Source organism: Mesorhizobium sp. M0910, from assembly GCF_040319465.1.
In the GTDB taxonomy this organism is placed as follows: Bacteria; Pseudomonadota; Alphaproteobacteria; order Rhizobiales; family Rhizobiaceae; genus Mesorhizobium.
The window spans coordinates 72,076-86,367 of record NZ_JAMYNZ010000002.1; the positions used below are offsets into that span (position 1 = coordinate 72,076).

Here is a 14,292-nt window from a genome sequence, read left to right on the forward strand (position 1 = left end):
AGGCCGATTGCACAATCATCGAGGACAGCGACGAATTGATCCGCGTTCTGGGCATCGAGACGAGTTGCGACGAGACCGCCGCCAGCGTGGTGGCGCTGGACGGTCGCAGCACGCCGCAAATCCTGTCGAACATTGTGCTCAGCCAGATCGAGGAGCATGCTGCTTTCGGCGGCGTCGTGCCGGAGATTGCCGCGCGCGCCCATGTCGAGGCGCTCGACGGCATCATCGAGGCAGCGCTGGCCGATTCCGGCGTCGACCTCGCCGACATCGATGCGATTGCCGCCACAGCCGGTCCCGGTCTTGTCGGCGGGCTGATCGTCGGCCTGATGACGGCAAAAGCAATCGCCGCAGCAGCCAAAAAACCGCTGATCGCCATTAACCATCTCGAAGGCCACGCGCTGACGGCCAGATTGACCGATGGGCTCGACTTTCCCTACCTCTTGCTGCTGGTCTCCGGCGGCCATACCCAGATCGTCGCCGTGCGCGGCGTCGGCGACTACCAGCGCTGGGCGACGACCATCGATGACGCGCTTGGCGAGGCCTTCGACAAGACGGCCAAGATGCTCGGCCTGCCCTATCCGGGCGGACCGAATGTCGAGAAGGCGGCGGCAAATGGCGATTCGGCGCGTTTTGCGTTTCCGCGCCCGATGAAGGGCTCGGCACAGCCAGATTTTTCCTTCTCCGGTCTCAAGACCGCGGTCCGCCAGGCGGCAACGGCGATTGCCCCGCTGAGCGACCAGGACGTCGCCGATATCTGCGCCTCCTTCCAGGCGGCGGTCGCGGATGCGCTGGGCGACCGTGTTGCGCGGGCGCTGACCAGGTTCCGTCAGCAATTCCCGGACAAGGCCGAGCCTGCGCTGGTTGTTGCCGGCGGCGTCGCCGCCAATCGGACGATCAAGGCGACATTGCAGGGCCTGTGCAAGCAGGTCGGGTTCAGCTTCGTCGCGCCGCCGCTTAACCTCTGCACCGATAATGCGGCGATGATCGCCTGGGCCGGCATCGAGCGCCTGCGCGCCGGGATATCAGGCGAAAACGCCGCCGATTTCGTGCCGCGCTCGCGGTGGCCGCTGGACAGCATCTCCGCTCCGATGGTCGGCTCGGGCCGGCGTGGGGCCAAGGCATGACCGCCAGCGAGCACAAGGCGCCAAGCGGTTGGCGCGTCGCCGTGCTCGGCGGCGGCGCCTGGGGCACGGCGCTGGCGCTGGCCATGCTGCGCGCCGGTCATTTCGTCCGCCTCTATGCGCGCGACCCGGAGACCGTCGCGGCGATCGAGCGTGGCGAAAATCCGCGCTATCTGCCGGGCATCGCGCTCCAGGCCGGCATCGTGGCGACGAGCGACATCGTGGCCGCCCTCGACGGCGTCGACTGCGTTCTGGCGGTGGCGCCGGCACAGTCGTTACGGGTTATGCTGACGGCCGCGTCCAGCCATACGCCGAAAGGCGTCCCGCTGGTCCTCTGCGCCAAGGGCATCGAGCGCGACACCGGCGCGCTGCTGTCGTCCATTGCCGAGCGTATCCTGCCGGCAAATCCGGTCGCCGCTTTGTCGGGCCCAAGCTTTGCCACCGACGTCGCCAGGGGCCTGCCGACGGCCGTCGTGGTCGCCGCCCGCGACGAGGCTCTGGCCACCGACCTCGCCGCCCGCTTTTCGGCGGAAAACCTGCGCTGTTATTCGAGCGACGACCTGATCGGCGTCGAGATCGGCGGCGCGCTGAAGAACGTCTTTGCCATTGCCGCGGGTGCCGTCACCGGCGCCGGGCTCGGTGCCAGCGCCCAGGCGGCGATGGTGACGCGCGGTTTCGTCGAATTGCGCCGCATCGGCGCCGCCTTTGGCGCCAAGCCGGAGACGCTGATGGGGCTTTCCGGCCTCGGCGACCTGCTGCTCACCTGCTCGTCCGCGCAGTCGCGCAATTTCGCTTATGGGCTGGCGCTGGGGCAAGGCAAGCCGCTTGCCGGCTTGCCTTTGGCGGAAGGCGTGCCGACGGCGGCAATCGCCGCCCGCATCGCCGGCGAGCGCCGGATCGACGCGCCGATCATTGCCGCCGTCGCCGCCATACTGGACGGCACCATAACCATAGACCAGGCTGTATCGGCATTGATGACACGGCCGCTCAAGACCGAAACCGACATGTAATTCCCAATGATTGCGGAGATGGAAAAGATGCTGTTTGCGCTGATTTGCAAGGACAAGCCAGGAAGCCTGCAGGTGCGGCTCGATACGCGGCCCAAGCACCTTGCCTTCCTGGAAGGGCTGAACGGCGACAAGAAATTGGCCTTCGCCGGCCCGTTCCTCGACGCCGACGGCAAGCCGAACGGCACTCTCGCCGTCGTCGAGGCGCCAGATCTGGCTGCGGCAAAAGCCCTGTCGGCGGCCGATCCCTATACCAAGGCAGGGCTGTTCGAAAGCGTCGAAATCCGGCAGTGGAACTGGAGCTTCAACAAGCCGGCGGACATCTGATCGCGGCGGCACCTGAGGAGGAGCAACACAATGAACTACTGGCTGTTCAAATCCGAACCTTCGGTCTTCTCCTTCGAGGACCTCAAGGCCAAGGGCAAGGCCGGCACGCAATGGGACGGCGTGCGCAATTATGCGGCGCGCAACAACATGAAGGCGATGCAGATCGGCGATCTCGGCTTCTTCTACCATTCCAATGACGGGCTCGACATCGTCGGCATCGCCGAAGTCTGCGCTCTGGCCCATCAGGACAGCACCACCGACGACCCCCGCTGGGAGTGCGTCGATATCCGCGCCTTCAAGGACATGCCGAAGCCGGTGACGCTGGAGCAGGCCAAGGCCAATCCACAGCTGGCCGACATGGCGCTGGTGCGGCTCGGGCGGCTGTCCGTGCAGCCGGTGACGCCGGCCGAATGGCAAGAGGTTTGCCGCATGGGCGGCCTGACGCCGGCGCCATGACGGCGCTGACGCCGGACAGCGCCAGGAAATTCATCCTCGACAACACGGCGCTGATGGCGCCGCCGCATGTGCCGGAGGTCCGCCTGCACCTGGCCGACGAGGCACATGGATTATGGCAGCGGACCGAGGACGAGCTGACCGAAATCGGCCTGCCGCCACCCTTCTGGGCTTTCGCTTGGGCCGGCGGCCAGGGCCTTGCCCGCTACATCCTCGACAATCCGGCGGCGGTGCGCGGCAGGCGCGTGCTCGACTTCGCCTCAGGCTCCGGCCTTGTCGCTATTGCAGCAGTGAAGGCCGGCGCTGCCGAGGTGATCGCCGCCGATATCGACCCGTTCTGCGCGACCGCGATCCGCCTCAATGCCGAGGCCAATGGGACCGAGATCGAATTCCTCGCCGGCGATCCCATCGGCAGCGATGCCGGGTGGGACGTCGTGCTGGCCGGCGATGTCTTCTACGACAAGTCCTTTGCCGACGGGCTGATGCCGTGGTTCGCCCGGCTGAGGGCGCGCGGCGCCGACATTCTCGTCGGCGATCCCGGCCGCTCCTATCTGCCGAAGACCGGGCTGGAGCCGCTTGCCGTCTACGAAGTGGCGATGACCCGCGCGCTGGAAGACGCCGAGATCAAGCGCACCACCGTCTGGCGTCTTGCTTGACGGCATCGCCGAACAGGCGTTCCATCGCGCAATCGACCGGAGGGAACCATGGATTTTTCGGCAATCAACTGGCTGGCGGTAATCGTCGCCGCCGTCCTGGCGTGGTTGTTCGGCGCCGCCTGGTACATGGGTTTGAGCAAGCCGTGGCTGAAGGCCGCCAAGCTTGATCCGACGACGATGAGCAAATCGATGCTGCCCTTCGTCGTCTCCTTCGTCGCGGAGATCGTGATGGCGCTGGTCATGTCGCTGATCATCGGCGCGGTGACCGGCGGCGAACCGAGCCTGCTTGCCGGGGTGATCTTCGGCTTCGTTCTCTGGCTGGGGTTCGTCGCCACGACGCTTTCGGTCAACCATCGCTACGAAGGTTTCGGCTGGGATCTGACGCTCATCGATGTTGGTCACTGGCTTGGCGTGCTGCTTCTCATCGGCGCGGTGATCGGCTGGTTCGGCGCGGCGGCGACCGGCTGACCGTCAGGTCGGCGTCTTGGCGACTTCCTCGAGGAGCCAATCGCGAAAGGCGACGATGCGCGGATCATTCGCCGCCGTTTCGGGATAGACCAGGAAATAGGCGAATTCGGGCGCGACCTTGATGCCGAGTTCGAACGGCCGGATCAGCCGGCCTTCCGAAAGGTCGTTTGCCACCATGGCGAAATCGGCGAGCGCAACCGCGTTGCCGTCGAGCGCGGCCTGGACGGCATCGGTCGAATTGCCGAACACGATGGTCCGGCTGTCGTCGAAATCGTCGACGCCCGCCGCCGCCATCCACATGCTCCAGTTCGGCCAGGTGACGCCCTGGCGCGACCACTCGATATGCGCCAGCGTATGATGAAACAGGTCCCGCGGCTCCTTCAGGGGCGGCCCGGCCCGCAACAGGGCCGGGCTGCAGACCGGAATGATAACGTTTTCGAACAGCCGGTGCGAGCGAAGCCCCTGATATTTGCCGGTGCCGAAACGGATGCCGAGATCGACGTCGTCGCGATCGAAGTCGCGCACCTCGTAGCTGATGTCGAAACGCAGCTCGATCGCCGGATGCTGCTTGCGAAAATCGTCGACGCGCCGCATCAGCCACTTCGTCGCGAATTGCGCATCGAGGGTGACCTTCAGCAGCGCCGATCCGCGTGCCGTCTTCTGCGCCCGTGAGACGGCCCGGCCAAGCAGGTCGAGCGCATCGGTCGAAGCTTCGAACAGCACCGCACCCGCCTCGGTCAGCCGGATCGTGCGGCTGGTGCGTGTGAACAGCACGATGCCGAGCTGATCCTCGATTTCCTTGATCTGATGGCTGACCGCTGCCGGCGTCAGGCCGAGCTCGTCGGCGGCGCGGGTGAAATTGAGATGCCGGGCCGCTGCCTCCAGCGTCCGCAGCGCACGGGTTCCAGGCAGCAGGCGCGCCATCAGTGCCAGACGAGGAGAGTTCGGTCGAGCATTCCAATTCTCAAACAAAACTTGAAGATGCAGAAAAAACTACTCGTTTCCCGTTTTGATTTCAATCGGTCATGATCTGGTCATCGAAGAAACATCAAACCGGATTTGATGTCCGGAGAAGCGGATTGCACCATGTCTGACATCACCTTGCGCCCTGTTACCCTCCGCCCGGCCTGGCTGCGCGCCGTGCTTGACTGGTTTCGCTACGCAAAAATCGCGGTCAATCTTCCCTACGAGAATGTCGAGGATCTCTCTGATCGCCAGCTGCGCGACATCGGCGGCGAACGCAAGGACATCGCACGCGCCATGGACCGCGAACTTGGCCGGCTCGGCCTTCTCGACACGGGTTGGCAGCTGCCGAGGAAGCGCTAGGACGGTGTAGTGAGTAGTGAAGCTAAGCGGCGGGTCCGCGAATATCCTTCCCGACCAATTCGCTCACTATTCTCCCCTACCTTACCACCCTTATCACCGTCCGTTCCGACAGCAGCGGCAGCAGCCGCGCCATGGTGCGAGCCGTTACCGCGACGCAGCCTTGCGTCGGCGTAAAGCCGGGGCGCGCCAGGTGGAAGAAGATGGCGCTGCCGCGCCCGCGCCGCCGCGGCACAATGTTCCAGTCCAGCACCAGGCAGGCGTCATAGAGATCGTCGGTGCGCAGCATCCGCTCATGGCTGACGCCATAGGGGATTTTGACCGGGCGGTTGTAGTTGCGGTCCCCAGGCACTTCGCACCAGCCGAGGTCGCGGCCAATCGGCGTCATCGCGAGCCGCGTCCGGCGGCCGCCGGCAAAACGGTCGCCGCGAAAATATCCCGACAATATCCGCATCGAGGCAAGCGGCGTGGCGCCGTCGCCCTCGCGCTTGGCCGCCGAGATGCCGCCATGCCCCAGCGCACATGGAAACACCAGTTTGCCGGCCTGCAGAAAGCCTTGGCTGGCATGGCCTGGGCGCGCGCGCACGGTGAGCACGGCGAGCCCTTTCGGCAAAATTGCGCCGACTGCATTGCGATCGTGTTTTTTCTTGTATGATCGTGCCACGGAACAAATCACTGTGAACGGCTGTTGTGCCGGTCAGCTTCCGCATAAACAGGCTGCGGTCAACTGAAATCTCTTTTCAAAACAACGGATTGATCCATGACTTCACGCACCATTCTGATCGTCGACGACGATGACGACCTGCGCGGCACCCTTGTCGAGCAATTGTCGCTTTATGAGGAATTCGATGTCCTGCAGGAAGCGACCGCCGCCAAAGGCATCGCCACGGCGCGCGGCGGGCTTATCGACCTGCTCATCATGGATGTCGGCCTGCCCGACATGGATGGCCGCGAGGCGGTAAAGATATTGCGCAAGGGCGGCTACAAGGCGCCGATCATCATGCTGACCGGCCACGACACCGATTCCGACACCATCCTTGGCCTCGAGGCCGGCGCCAACGACTATGTGACGAAGCCGTTCCGCTTTGCCGTGCTGCTGGCCCGCATCCGCGCCCAGCTGCGCCAGCACGAACAGAGCGAGGACGCCACTTTCTCGGTCGGCCCCTACACGTTCAAGCCCAGCCAGAAGCTTCTGATCGACCCGCGCGGCGCCAAGGTGCGGCTGACCGAAAAGGAAGCCTCGATCATCAAATATCTCTACCGCGCCGACCAGAAGGTGGTGACCCGCGACGTGCTGCTGGAGGAAGTCTGGGGCTACAATTCCGGCGTCACCACCCACACCCTGGAAACGCATGTCTACCGGCTGCGCCAGAAGATCGAGCGCGATCCTTCCAACGCGGAAATTCTCGTGACAGAAAGCGGCGGCTACAAGCTGGTTCCTTAAACATTTCATTATTCAAATAAGCGATCCGGGCGGGGCGCTTTTCGGGTACGGTCCTGAGGCTGGAGGTGGTTTTGGATCGGCCTCGTAGGGGAGGAGTCGGACTGACGGTTCGGGGACGTAGCTAGATGGCGCTGGATGACGACATCCGCATCCTGTCCACCGTGAGGCTCTTCGAGGGCTTTACGCAGGAACAACTGCGTCTGCTCGCCTTCGGCGCCGAAACCACCAGGTTGCAAGCCGACCACAAGCTTTACCGCGAGGATGACGCGGCCGATTGCGCCTATATCGTGATCAGCGGCCGCATCGTCCTCTACCGCGAGCACGACGGCGAGCGCATCCCGATCGGCACCGCCGGCCCCGGCACCATGCTCAGCGAACTGGCGCTGATCGCCGATACCAACCGGCTGACCAGCGCCTCTGCCGAAATCGATTCGGAAGTGCTGCGGCTCAGCCGCAAGATGTTCCGCCGCATCCTTGAGGAATACCCGGAGCTGGCGGTTCACCTGCACCAGCGCATCTCGGAGGATTTCCTGGCGATGATCCGCCGCATCGAGGAACTTGGGCCGCGTTTTGCCGGCTAATACAGCGCCTCTGGTCTAACCAGATCGGTTTCGGAACGCGAGTTCTCAAGGCCGGTGCGTTGCGGAAACAAGCTCGGCCTTGCGCCGCGCCGTCTCCAGTCCGAGCGCAATGAAACGGCGCGCATGTTTGGCCAGCTCCATATTGTCGGTCCACAGATTGCGCCAGATGGCGGTTTTCCGCGACAGGTTCTCATCGACGATTTCCGACGAGAAGGATTCGAAGCTGAGGTCGTCGCTGTAGCCGATGGCGGTCAGCGCGTCGAATATCGCGGCAAAATCGATATTGCCGGTGCCGAGGAAGCCGCGATGGCTCTCACCGATATGGACATAGCCGATCTTGCTTGCGGCGTTGCGAATGGCCAAGCCGACATCGGCCTCCTCGATGTTCATATGGAAGCTGTCGAGATGCAGGAAGATGTTGTCGGAGCCGCTGTCCGCGATGAAGGCCATGCCTTGCGCGGCGGTGTTGAGCAGGTTGCTTTCGAAGCGGTTGACGATCTCGAGGTTGAGGCTGACGCCAGCTGATTTTGCTGTCTCGGCCACCTCGGCAAGCGTGCCGGCGCTGCGCTTCCACTGGTCGCGCGTCGGCGCCTCGCTCTGCAATCCATGGCTGGTGCTGAGGATGCCAGCAACCTTCTGGCCGCCAAGATCGCGGGTCAGCGCGATCGTACGTCTCAGGATTTCGACTCCGCGCGCGGCAATCGTTTTGTTGGCGCTCGAAATATCGCCGTCGGCCGGCAGTCCGATGCTGATCGCGACGCCGAGGCCGAGATCGCGGATCCGCTTGGCCAAGCCGTCAATGTCGACATTGGCGGGGTCGAGATAGGAGAATTCGATCAGGTCGAAGCCGGCCTCCCTGGTGTTGGCCAGCGTCCGCTCGAGGTCGCCCTGCGCCGAGCTCGCCGACCAGACGAATGAGTGGATTCCGATGCGCGACATGATTGTCTCCGGTCATTCCAGGAGTAGCGGACCCAAGACCAACTCGGTTTTTGCAAATCAATACTCCCAAAAAATGGGGCGGCCGGCCACCCCGGCCCCACCAGGCTTGGGAGGCTTAGCGAGCTGCGGTCCAGCCCTTGTAATCCTTCAAATTGTCGGCCGTGATCAGCTTCGGGTCGAGCAGTACCGTCGGCTCGGCCGGCTTCTTGCCGGCAAGCAGGTCAGCCGCCATCGTCAGCGACTGGCCGGCCATCACATAGGGATCCTGCGAGGCCGAGGCTTTGATCATCGACGTGCCGGAAGCGAGTTCCTTCTCGATATCGGGCGCGCCGTCGACCGCGGTGAAGATGAACTCCGAGCGGTTGAGCTGCTTGGCCGCAAGCTGGGCGCCGATCGCCGTCGGATCGTTGATGGCGAAGACCGCGTCGATCTTGTCGAAACGGGTCAGCAGCGACTGGAACACTTTCAAGCCGCCGTCACGTGAGCCTTCGGCGTTCTGGTCGTCGGAAAGGATCTTGATGTCGGGGTGTTTTGCCAGCACGTCCTTGCAGCCCTTGACCCGCTCCAGGATCGATGACGAGGCCGGGCCGTTGAGGATGACGTAGTCGCCCTTGCCGCCGGTATGATCGACCAGATACTGGCACGCCTCTTCGCCGGCCTTGACGTTGTTGGTCATCACGGTGACGTCGGCGCCCGGCGCCGAAACGTCGAAGGCGGCAACGACGATGCCGGCCGCCTGTGCCTTCTTGACCGCCGGCGCGATCGCTTTGGCATCGACGGCGTTGAGCATGATGACGTCGACGCCGGCGGCGATGAAGGAATCGACCTGCGAAACCTGCTTGTTGAGGTCGTAGTCGGCCGATACCGAGGTCACCTGCACATTCGGATTGATCTTCTTGGCCGCGTCCTCGATGCCCTTGATGGTGGCGACGAAGAACGGATTGCCGAGCAGGCCGACCGAGATGCCGACCTTGTTCAGGTCCTTGGCCGATGCCGGCGCGATGACGGCGGCCGCAAAGGCTACGCCGCAGAGCAGTTTAGCGATGGTCTTCATTGTTTTATTTTCCTCCTGATGCCCCGCGCCTCTCACGGTGCGTTACACATGAAACCGGCTCGTTGGATGCCGGCGACTAAGGGCCATCACGTTCTTGCTCCTGCCTGGAGCCGGTAACGGTCGAGGGCGACCGCCACGATGATGACCAATCCCTTGATGATGTACTGCCAGATGTCCGAAACGCCGGCGAGGATGAGCCCGTTGGACAGCACGGCGATGATCAGGCCGCCGATCAGCGTGCCCCAGATCGAGCCGACGCCGCCGACGAAACTGGTGCCGCCGAGGATGACCGCGGCAATGGCGTCGAGTTCGTAGGACTGGCCGAGCTGCAGCCCGTTGGCGGCATAGAGCCGGGCCGCCGACATAGCGCCGCCAAGCCCGGCCAGAAGGCCGGAAACGCCATAGACGAAGAGCAGCACCAGCGGCACTTTGATGCCGGTCAGCCTGGCGGCCTCGGCGTTACCACCGACGGCGTAGATCCAGGTGCCGAGCACGGTGCGCTTGAGCACCAGCCAGGACAGCACCACCACCGCCAGCGCGATGATTACCAGCCACGGAATGGCGAACAGCGAACCGTTGCCGATGAAGTCGAACGGCAGGTCCGCGTTGAACACCGTAGTGTCCTGGCCAAGCAGGCGGGCGACGCCGCGCACGGCGGTCAGCGACCCCAGCGTGACGATGAAAGGCGGCAGCTTGATATAGGCGATCAGCAGCCCGTTGATGATGCCGAAGCCGAGCCCGACGAGAATGGCCGCCGGCACGCCCAGCAGTCCCCAATCGGGCACCAGCGACACCATCACCGCCACCATCGCCGAGGCGGCAAGGATCGAGCCGACGGACAGGTCGATGCCGCCGGTCAGGATGACGAAGGTCATGCCGGCTGCCAGCACGATGTTGATCGACGATTGCTGCATGACGATCAGCAGATTGGTTTGGGTGAAAAAGCGCGGGTTGATGAACTGGAAGCCGACCGCCAGCAGAATCAGGATCGGCAGCATGCCGAGTGCGGCGATGGCGGTGCGCCACCTCGTACTTCTGCCGATCGCCCGGTCGTCCGCTTTCATCGTGTCGGCCACCTTGTCGGTCATCGCTGAGCCGCTCCCGTTGCAAGTTCAATGATCGCTTCCTGCCGCAGCGGCTCGCCTTCCGAGGCCGTCACCTCGCCGGCAATGGTGCCGTCGCGCATCACCAGCACGCGGTCGGCGATGCCGATCACCTCCGGCAGTTCGCTGGAGATCATCAGGATGGCGATGCCTTTCTTGGCCAGGTTGTCGATCAGCCGGTAGATTTCCGACTTCGCCCCGACATCGACGCCGCGGGTCGGCTCGTCGAGGATGACGACCTGCGGCTCGGTTTCCAGCAGGCGGCCGAGCAGCACCTTCTGCTGGTTGCCGCCCGACAGCGAGCCGGCATTGGCCTGCACCGAGCTGGTGCGGATGGAGAGGTCTGACACCGCCTTGGCGGCGCGCTTTTCGGCAGCCGCGAAGTCGCGGAGACCGCCGGCCTTCGCGTCCTTTGCCAGCACGCCCATGCTGATGTTGTCGGAGATCGACATGTCGAGAAACAGGCCAAGTTGCTTGCGGTCCTCGGTCAGGTAGGCGATGCCGGCATCGAGCGCCTCGCTCGGCGAACCGATGGATATCGGTTTGCCGCCGAGCTCCAGCGTGCCCGAGATGTGCCTGTCGGCGCCGAAGATCAGCCGTGCCAGTTCGGTCCGGCCCGAGCCGACCAGGCCGGCCAGTGCCAGCACCTCGCCTTTGTGGAGGTCGAAGGAACAATTCTTTATGAGATTGCCGTCCGACATGCCGCGCACCGACAGCGCGACGGCGCGCTTGCTGTCCGGCGGGCGATGATCCTTCTTGTAGAAGGTCGACAGATCGCGCCCGACCATCATCGATACCAGGCGCGAGGCGTTCAGGTCGGCGCGGTCGAGCGTGCCGACATAGCCGCTGTCGCGCAGCACGCTGACGCGGTCGGCGAGCTGGTAGACCTCTTCCATGCGGTGGCTGATGTAGATGATGGCGATGCCTTGCGACTTCAGCGTCGCGATCACCTCGAACAGCCGGTCGGTCTCACGCGAGGTCAGCGACGTGGTTGGCTCGTCCATGACGATGATGCGCGCATTGGTCGACAGCGCCCGGGCGATTTCCACCAGCTGGCGCTCGCCGAGCGACAGGCTGGTGACCGGGGTGCGCGCCGAAAAGGCCACGCCGAGCCGCGCGATGATCTCGCTGGCGCGCCGGTTGCACTGCTCGCGGTCGACGATGCCGAACCGTCTTGGCTCGTTGCCGAGGAAGATGTTCTGCGCCACCGACAGATTGGGCGCCAGCGACAGCTCCTGATAGATTACCGCAATGCCGGCGGCGCGCGCCTTGATCGGGTCGCCGGTGGCGGCCGGTACGCCGTCGATCAGGATTTCGCCGCCGGGGTCCGGGCGGTAGGCGCCGGACAGCACCTTCATCAGCGTCGACTTGCCGGCACCGTTCTCGCCCATCAACGCGTGCAGCTCGCCGGCGTGAATGGTCAGCGACACATCATGCAAGGCGCGGATCGCCCCGAACGTCTTCGAGATGTGGCGCATCTCCAGCAACGGCCGGCGCACCGTCTCGATCCGGGCGGCGGCGCTCATCGTGCACCTCCCGAGGCTGCCCTGGCCACGCCCCGGTCGGCGGCAAGGCCGCGCCAGTCGTTGCGGTAGCCGGCAAGGCCGCTGAAGCTTGCCGCGTGCACCGCCTCCGGCGCCTCGGTGGCAAACTCGCGTCCGACGCTTTCAAAGGCAAGTGCGGCAGCACCGGTGGCGCTGCCCTCCAGCGTTGCGCCCTGCAGGAAGGCCTGCCCGGGCCGCAATTGCGCCAGCAGCGCGGCAAGCAGCCCGCCATTGTTCAGGCCGCCATCGACGATCACCGTATTGTCCGAATGGATCAGCTCGAGGCACAGATCAAGCATCAGCGCGACGTAGAGCAGCGCCACGGCCGCGCGTTCCTCGGCATTGGGCGTACGCCCGACCAGTTCGCCTCGGCGGTGCGGCATCGGGCCGCCGGGCGCGAAGCTCGGCAGCGCCATGATGCCGGCGTCGATCACCCGTTGTACCGATGACGGAGCAATTGCGCCCTGCCAGCCGGCGCTGATCGTGGCGAATTCGCGGCCGCCCATGAAGCGGATGGTCGGCACCGGGCCGCCGTCGACATCGACATTGACCAGCATGTCGCGCTCGCCATCGAGTGCATCGAGCGGACAGTCCGGATTGAGCACGACCACCCAGGTGCCGGTCGAGACCACGGTCACCGGCCCGAGCTGCTGTCGGCGGTAGGCATGGAGCGCAGCATTGCTGTCATGGACGCCGTTGTGGACGGCGACCGGCTTGGCGGCCCGGCTGAAGCGCTGCTCGCCGATCACCGCGCCGGCACGCTCGAAGGCGGGCATCTGGCCGCGCCAGCCCTCGGCATCGACCAGCGAGCTGAAATCGCGTTTGCGCGGCGCCCATAGATGCGAATGGCAGCCTAGATAGGAGACCTCCGACACCGGCCGGCCGCCAAATCGCCAGCTCCAATATTGGGGGTAGCCGAGGATCGACGTCGCTGTGGCGAAGGCACCGGGCTCCACCTCCTTCAGCCACAACATGTGGCGGCCGTAGTTGAAGCCAAGCGGCAGGCGCGGCGAAAAGGTCTCGGCAAAATCCGGAATGCGGCGGTCGATCTGCGCGGCGATTTCAGCTGGCGGTTCCTGCTCGTAATCGAGGATCGGATGCGTCAGCGCGGCTTCGTCGACCAACGCGAAGGTGCAGCCATGGCCGGATACCATCAGCCCTTCCACGCCATGCGTGTCGACGGCGTCATCGATGGCGCGAGCCGCCCAGTCGTGCAGCGTTGCCTCGTCGAGCACGCTGAAGCCGCCTTTGCGGATCCAGCTCGGCTGGGTGCGGCGCTCGTCGAGGATCTGTCCGTGCTGGCCGAAGACGAACAGCTTCGAATTGGTCTTGCCGAAATCGAGGACCGCGATGTTCACTGGGCGCCTCCCGAGGAAGCGGCGATCCTCACCGTGACGCCGGCATCTTCGAGCATGCGGGCATCTGTCTCGGACAGGCCGTCATCGGTGACCAGCGTGCCGATCCGCGACAGCGGCAGCGCCACATTGCGCGCGTGGATCGACAGTTTTCGGCTGTCGGCCAGCACGACGATCTGGTCGGCGCAGAGGCTGAGCTCGACGATCGAGCGGACCAGCAGCGGGTGCGATTCCAGAAGGCCTTCCTGGCCGATGCCTTGCGCGCCGAGAAAAAACTTCGAGGCGTAGAACGGCACCGTCTGCGTCAGCGAATGGATGATGCCCGGCTCGCGGTGCAGGTCGCCGCCGGCAACGGTCAGACTGCAATGGCCGTGATCGCTGAGATAGGCCGCGAGCGGCATCGAGTTGGTGTAAAGCCGGATATTGCGGTCGGCGAGCTTGACGCCGAGATGGAAGCAGGTCGAACCGCCATGCACGATGACCGCGTCGCCGTCGCGCACCATGGTGGCGGCGAGAGCGGCGATCTGCCGCTTGGCCTCGACGGCGAGGTCGCGGTTCTCGTCATAGGGCCTGGCATAGGCGACGCCGGCTTGCGAAGCGCCATCGAGCGCCGAGATGCCGCCATAGACCTTGCGCGCTTCGCCGGCCTCATCGATCTTGTCGATGTCGCGCCGCACCGTCGCCGCCGACACGCCAAGCCGCTCCTGCAGCTCGCGCACCGATGCGAAAGGCCGGTCCCGCAAAAGCTCGACGATCTGACGCTGGCGGCCGGAGTCGCTCAACCCTTACCTCCCAATGCGCTTGCCTCCCAAGCCACTGCACGGCATGCCATTTAGCACGGCAATTGGTGCAACTTACTCAACGGCCCTCGGATTGCAAGTCTGATTTGACGCGATAACATCACTGTTGACGTAACT

The 14,292-nt window shown here is 64.6% G+C and carries 17 protein-coding genes; 9 read left to right on the plus strand and 8 right to left on the minus strand.

Annotation, left to right across the window (positions count from 1 at the left end):
- Positions 1-38: 38 nt before the first annotated feature.
- The 6 genes from tsaD to NKH78_RS04150 are packed head-to-tail and all read left to right on the plus strand — an operon-like array spanning position 39 to position 4,032.
- Positions 39-1,124, plus strand: a complete 1,086-nt coding sequence (gene tsaD, locus NKH78_RS04125) for a tRNA (adenosine(37)-N6)-threonylcarbamoyltransferase complex transferase subunit TsaD (protein WP_352778813.1) — start codon at positions 39-41, stop codon at positions 1,122-1,124.
- Positions 1,121-2,131 (plus strand): NAD(P)H-dependent glycerol-3-phosphate dehydrogenase, encoded by a 1,011-nt coding sequence (locus NKH78_RS04130; RefSeq protein ID WP_352740593.1) that lies wholly within the window; start codon positions 1,121-1,123, stop codon positions 2,129-2,131. Before tsaD ends, NKH78_RS04130 begins: the two co-directional genes overlap by 4 nt.
- Positions 2,132-2,158: 27 nt before the next feature.
- A complete protein-coding gene (locus NKH78_RS04135) occupies positions 2,159-2,455 on the plus strand; it encodes a YciI-like protein (protein ID WP_292663798.1) in 297 nt (98 codons plus the stop codon).
- A 30-nt stretch (positions 2,456-2,485) separates the two neighbouring features.
- Entirely contained in the window at positions 2,486-2,911 is a 426-nt protein-coding gene (locus NKH78_RS04140) for an EVE domain-containing protein (protein WP_254817798.1), read from the plus strand.
- Complete coding sequence (locus NKH78_RS04145) at positions 2,908-3,564, plus strand: class I SAM-dependent methyltransferase (RefSeq protein ID WP_352740604.1); 657 nt, start codon at positions 2,908-2,910, stop codon at positions 3,562-3,564. Before NKH78_RS04140 ends, NKH78_RS04145 begins: the two co-directional genes overlap by 4 nt.
- 48 nt (positions 3,565-3,612) lie before the next feature.
- On the plus strand, positions 3,613-4,032 hold the full coding sequence (locus tag NKH78_RS04150; RefSeq protein ID WP_352740594.1) for a DUF1761 domain-containing protein: 420 nt from the start codon (positions 3,613-3,615) through the stop codon (positions 4,030-4,032).
- A 3-nt stretch (positions 4,033-4,035) separates the two neighbouring features.
- Here NKH78_RS04150 and gcvA read toward each other — a convergent pair whose 3' ends face one another.
- Positions 4,036-4,956, minus strand: a complete 921-nt coding sequence (gene gcvA, locus NKH78_RS04155) for a transcriptional regulator GcvA (RefSeq protein WP_352740596.1) — start codon at positions 4,954-4,956, stop codon at positions 4,036-4,038.
- Positions 4,957-5,118: 162 nt separating this feature from the next.
- On the opposite strand from gcvA, the gene NKH78_RS04160 reads away from it, so the two are divergent.
- On the plus strand, positions 5,119-5,358 hold the full coding sequence (locus tag NKH78_RS04160) for a hypothetical protein (protein ID WP_254817801.1): 240 nt from the start codon (positions 5,119-5,121) through the stop codon (positions 5,356-5,358).
- A gap of 76 nt (positions 5,359-5,434) precedes the next feature.
- Here NKH78_RS04160 and NKH78_RS04165 read toward each other — a convergent pair whose 3' ends face one another.
- Entirely contained in the window at positions 5,435-5,971 is a 537-nt protein-coding gene (locus NKH78_RS04165) for a L,D-transpeptidase family protein (protein WP_352740606.1), read from the minus strand.
- Positions 5,972-6,115: 144 nt separating this feature from the next.
- Here NKH78_RS04165 and NKH78_RS04170 point away from each other — a divergent pair, with 144 nt between their 5' ends.
- Positions 6,116-6,799: a response regulator transcription factor gene (locus tag NKH78_RS04170; RefSeq protein WP_254817802.1), complete on the plus strand. Its 684-nt coding sequence runs from the start codon at positions 6,116-6,118 to the stop codon at positions 6,797-6,799.
- Between the two features lie 125 nt (positions 6,800-6,924).
- Positions 6,925-7,380: a cyclic nucleotide-binding domain-containing protein gene (locus NKH78_RS04175; protein WP_352479987.1), complete on the plus strand. Its 456-nt coding sequence runs from the start codon at positions 6,925-6,927 to the stop codon at positions 7,378-7,380.
- A gap of 45 nt (positions 7,381-7,425) precedes the next feature.
- Here the strand turns inward: NKH78_RS04175 and NKH78_RS04180 are convergent, their stop codons facing one another.
- The 6 genes from NKH78_RS04180 to NKH78_RS04205 form a co-directional block, all read right to left on the minus strand.
- Complete coding sequence (locus NKH78_RS04180) at positions 7,426-8,319, minus strand: sugar phosphate isomerase/epimerase family protein (protein ID WP_352740598.1); 894 nt, start codon at positions 8,317-8,319, stop codon at positions 7,426-7,428.
- Positions 8,320-8,434: 115 nt separating this feature from the next.
- Positions 8,435-9,373, minus strand: coding sequence for an ABC transporter substrate-binding protein (locus NKH78_RS04185; protein ID WP_254817805.1), 939 nt, complete (start codon positions 9,371-9,373; stop codon positions 8,435-8,437).
- Positions 9,374-9,459: 86 nt separating this feature from the next.
- The gene (locus NKH78_RS04190; protein ID WP_502899782.1) at positions 9,460-10,437 is read right to left on the minus strand and encodes an ABC transporter permease subunit; all 978 of its coding nucleotides are present in this window, start codon (positions 10,435-10,437) and stop codon (positions 9,460-9,462) included.
- A 20-nt stretch (positions 10,438-10,457) separates the two neighbouring features.
- Positions 10,458-12,002 carry a sugar ABC transporter ATP-binding protein gene (locus NKH78_RS04195; RefSeq protein ID WP_352741042.1) on the minus strand — a complete coding sequence of 515 codons (1,545 nt, stop codon included), beginning with the start codon at positions 12,000-12,002 and terminating at the stop codon, positions 10,458-10,460.
- Positions 11,999-13,378: an FGGY-family carbohydrate kinase gene (locus tag NKH78_RS04200; RefSeq protein WP_352741041.1), complete on the minus strand. Its 1,380-nt coding sequence runs from the start codon at positions 13,376-13,378 to the stop codon at positions 11,999-12,001. Before NKH78_RS04200 ends, NKH78_RS04195 begins: the two co-directional genes overlap by 4 nt.
- Positions 13,375-14,157 carry a DeoR/GlpR family DNA-binding transcription regulator gene (locus tag NKH78_RS04205; protein ID WP_254817809.1) on the minus strand — a complete coding sequence of 261 codons (783 nt, stop codon included), beginning with the start codon at positions 14,155-14,157 and terminating at the stop codon, positions 13,375-13,377. Before NKH78_RS04205 ends, NKH78_RS04200 begins: the two co-directional genes overlap by 4 nt.
- Positions 14,158-14,292: the final 135 nt, after the last annotated feature.

Coding starts and splice junctions, on each gene's coding strand:
- NKH78_RS04175 (WP_352479987.1), top strand. CDS start 6,925: ATGGCGCTGGATGACGACATCCGCATCCTGTCCACCGTGAGGCTCTTC.
- NKH78_RS04180 (WP_352740598.1), bottom strand. CDS start 8,319: ATGTCGCGCATCGGAATCCACTCATTCGTCTGGTCGGCGAGCTCGGCG.
- NKH78_RS04195 (WP_352741042.1), bottom strand. CDS start 12,002: ATGAGCGCCGCCGCCCGGATCGAGACGGTGCGCCGGCCGTTGCTGGAG.
- NKH78_RS04140 (WP_254817798.1), top strand. CDS start 2,486: ATGAACTACTGGCTGTTCAAATCCGAACCTTCGGTCTTCTCCTTCGAG.
- NKH78_RS04145 (WP_352740604.1), top strand. CDS start 2,908: ATGACGGCGCTGACGCCGGACAGCGCCAGGAAATTCATCCTCGACAAC.
- NKH78_RS04150 (WP_352740594.1), top strand. CDS start 3,613: ATGGATTTTTCGGCAATCAACTGGCTGGCGGTAATCGTCGCCGCCGTC.
- NKH78_RS04190 (WP_502899782.1), bottom strand. CDS start 10,437: ATGAAAGCGGACGACCGGGCGATCGGCAGAAGTACGAGGTGGCGCACC.
- NKH78_RS04135 (WP_292663798.1), top strand. CDS start 2,159: ATGCTGTTTGCGCTGATTTGCAAGGACAAGCCAGGAAGCCTGCAGGTG.
- NKH78_RS04170 (WP_254817802.1), top strand. CDS start 6,116: ATGACTTCACGCACCATTCTGATCGTCGACGACGATGACGACCTGCGC.
- gcvA (WP_352740596.1), bottom strand. CDS start 4,956: ATGGCGCGCCTGCTGCCTGGAACCCGTGCGCTGCGGACGCTGGAGGCA.
- NKH78_RS04130 (WP_352740593.1), top strand. CDS start 1,121: ATGACCGCCAGCGAGCACAAGGCGCCAAGCGGTTGGCGCGTCGCCGTG.
- NKH78_RS04185 (WP_254817805.1), bottom strand. CDS start 9,373: ATGAAGACCATCGCTAAACTGCTCTGCGGCGTAGCCTTTGCGGCCGCC.
- NKH78_RS04160 (WP_254817801.1), top strand. CDS start 5,119: ATGTCTGACATCACCTTGCGCCCTGTTACCCTCCGCCCGGCCTGGCTG.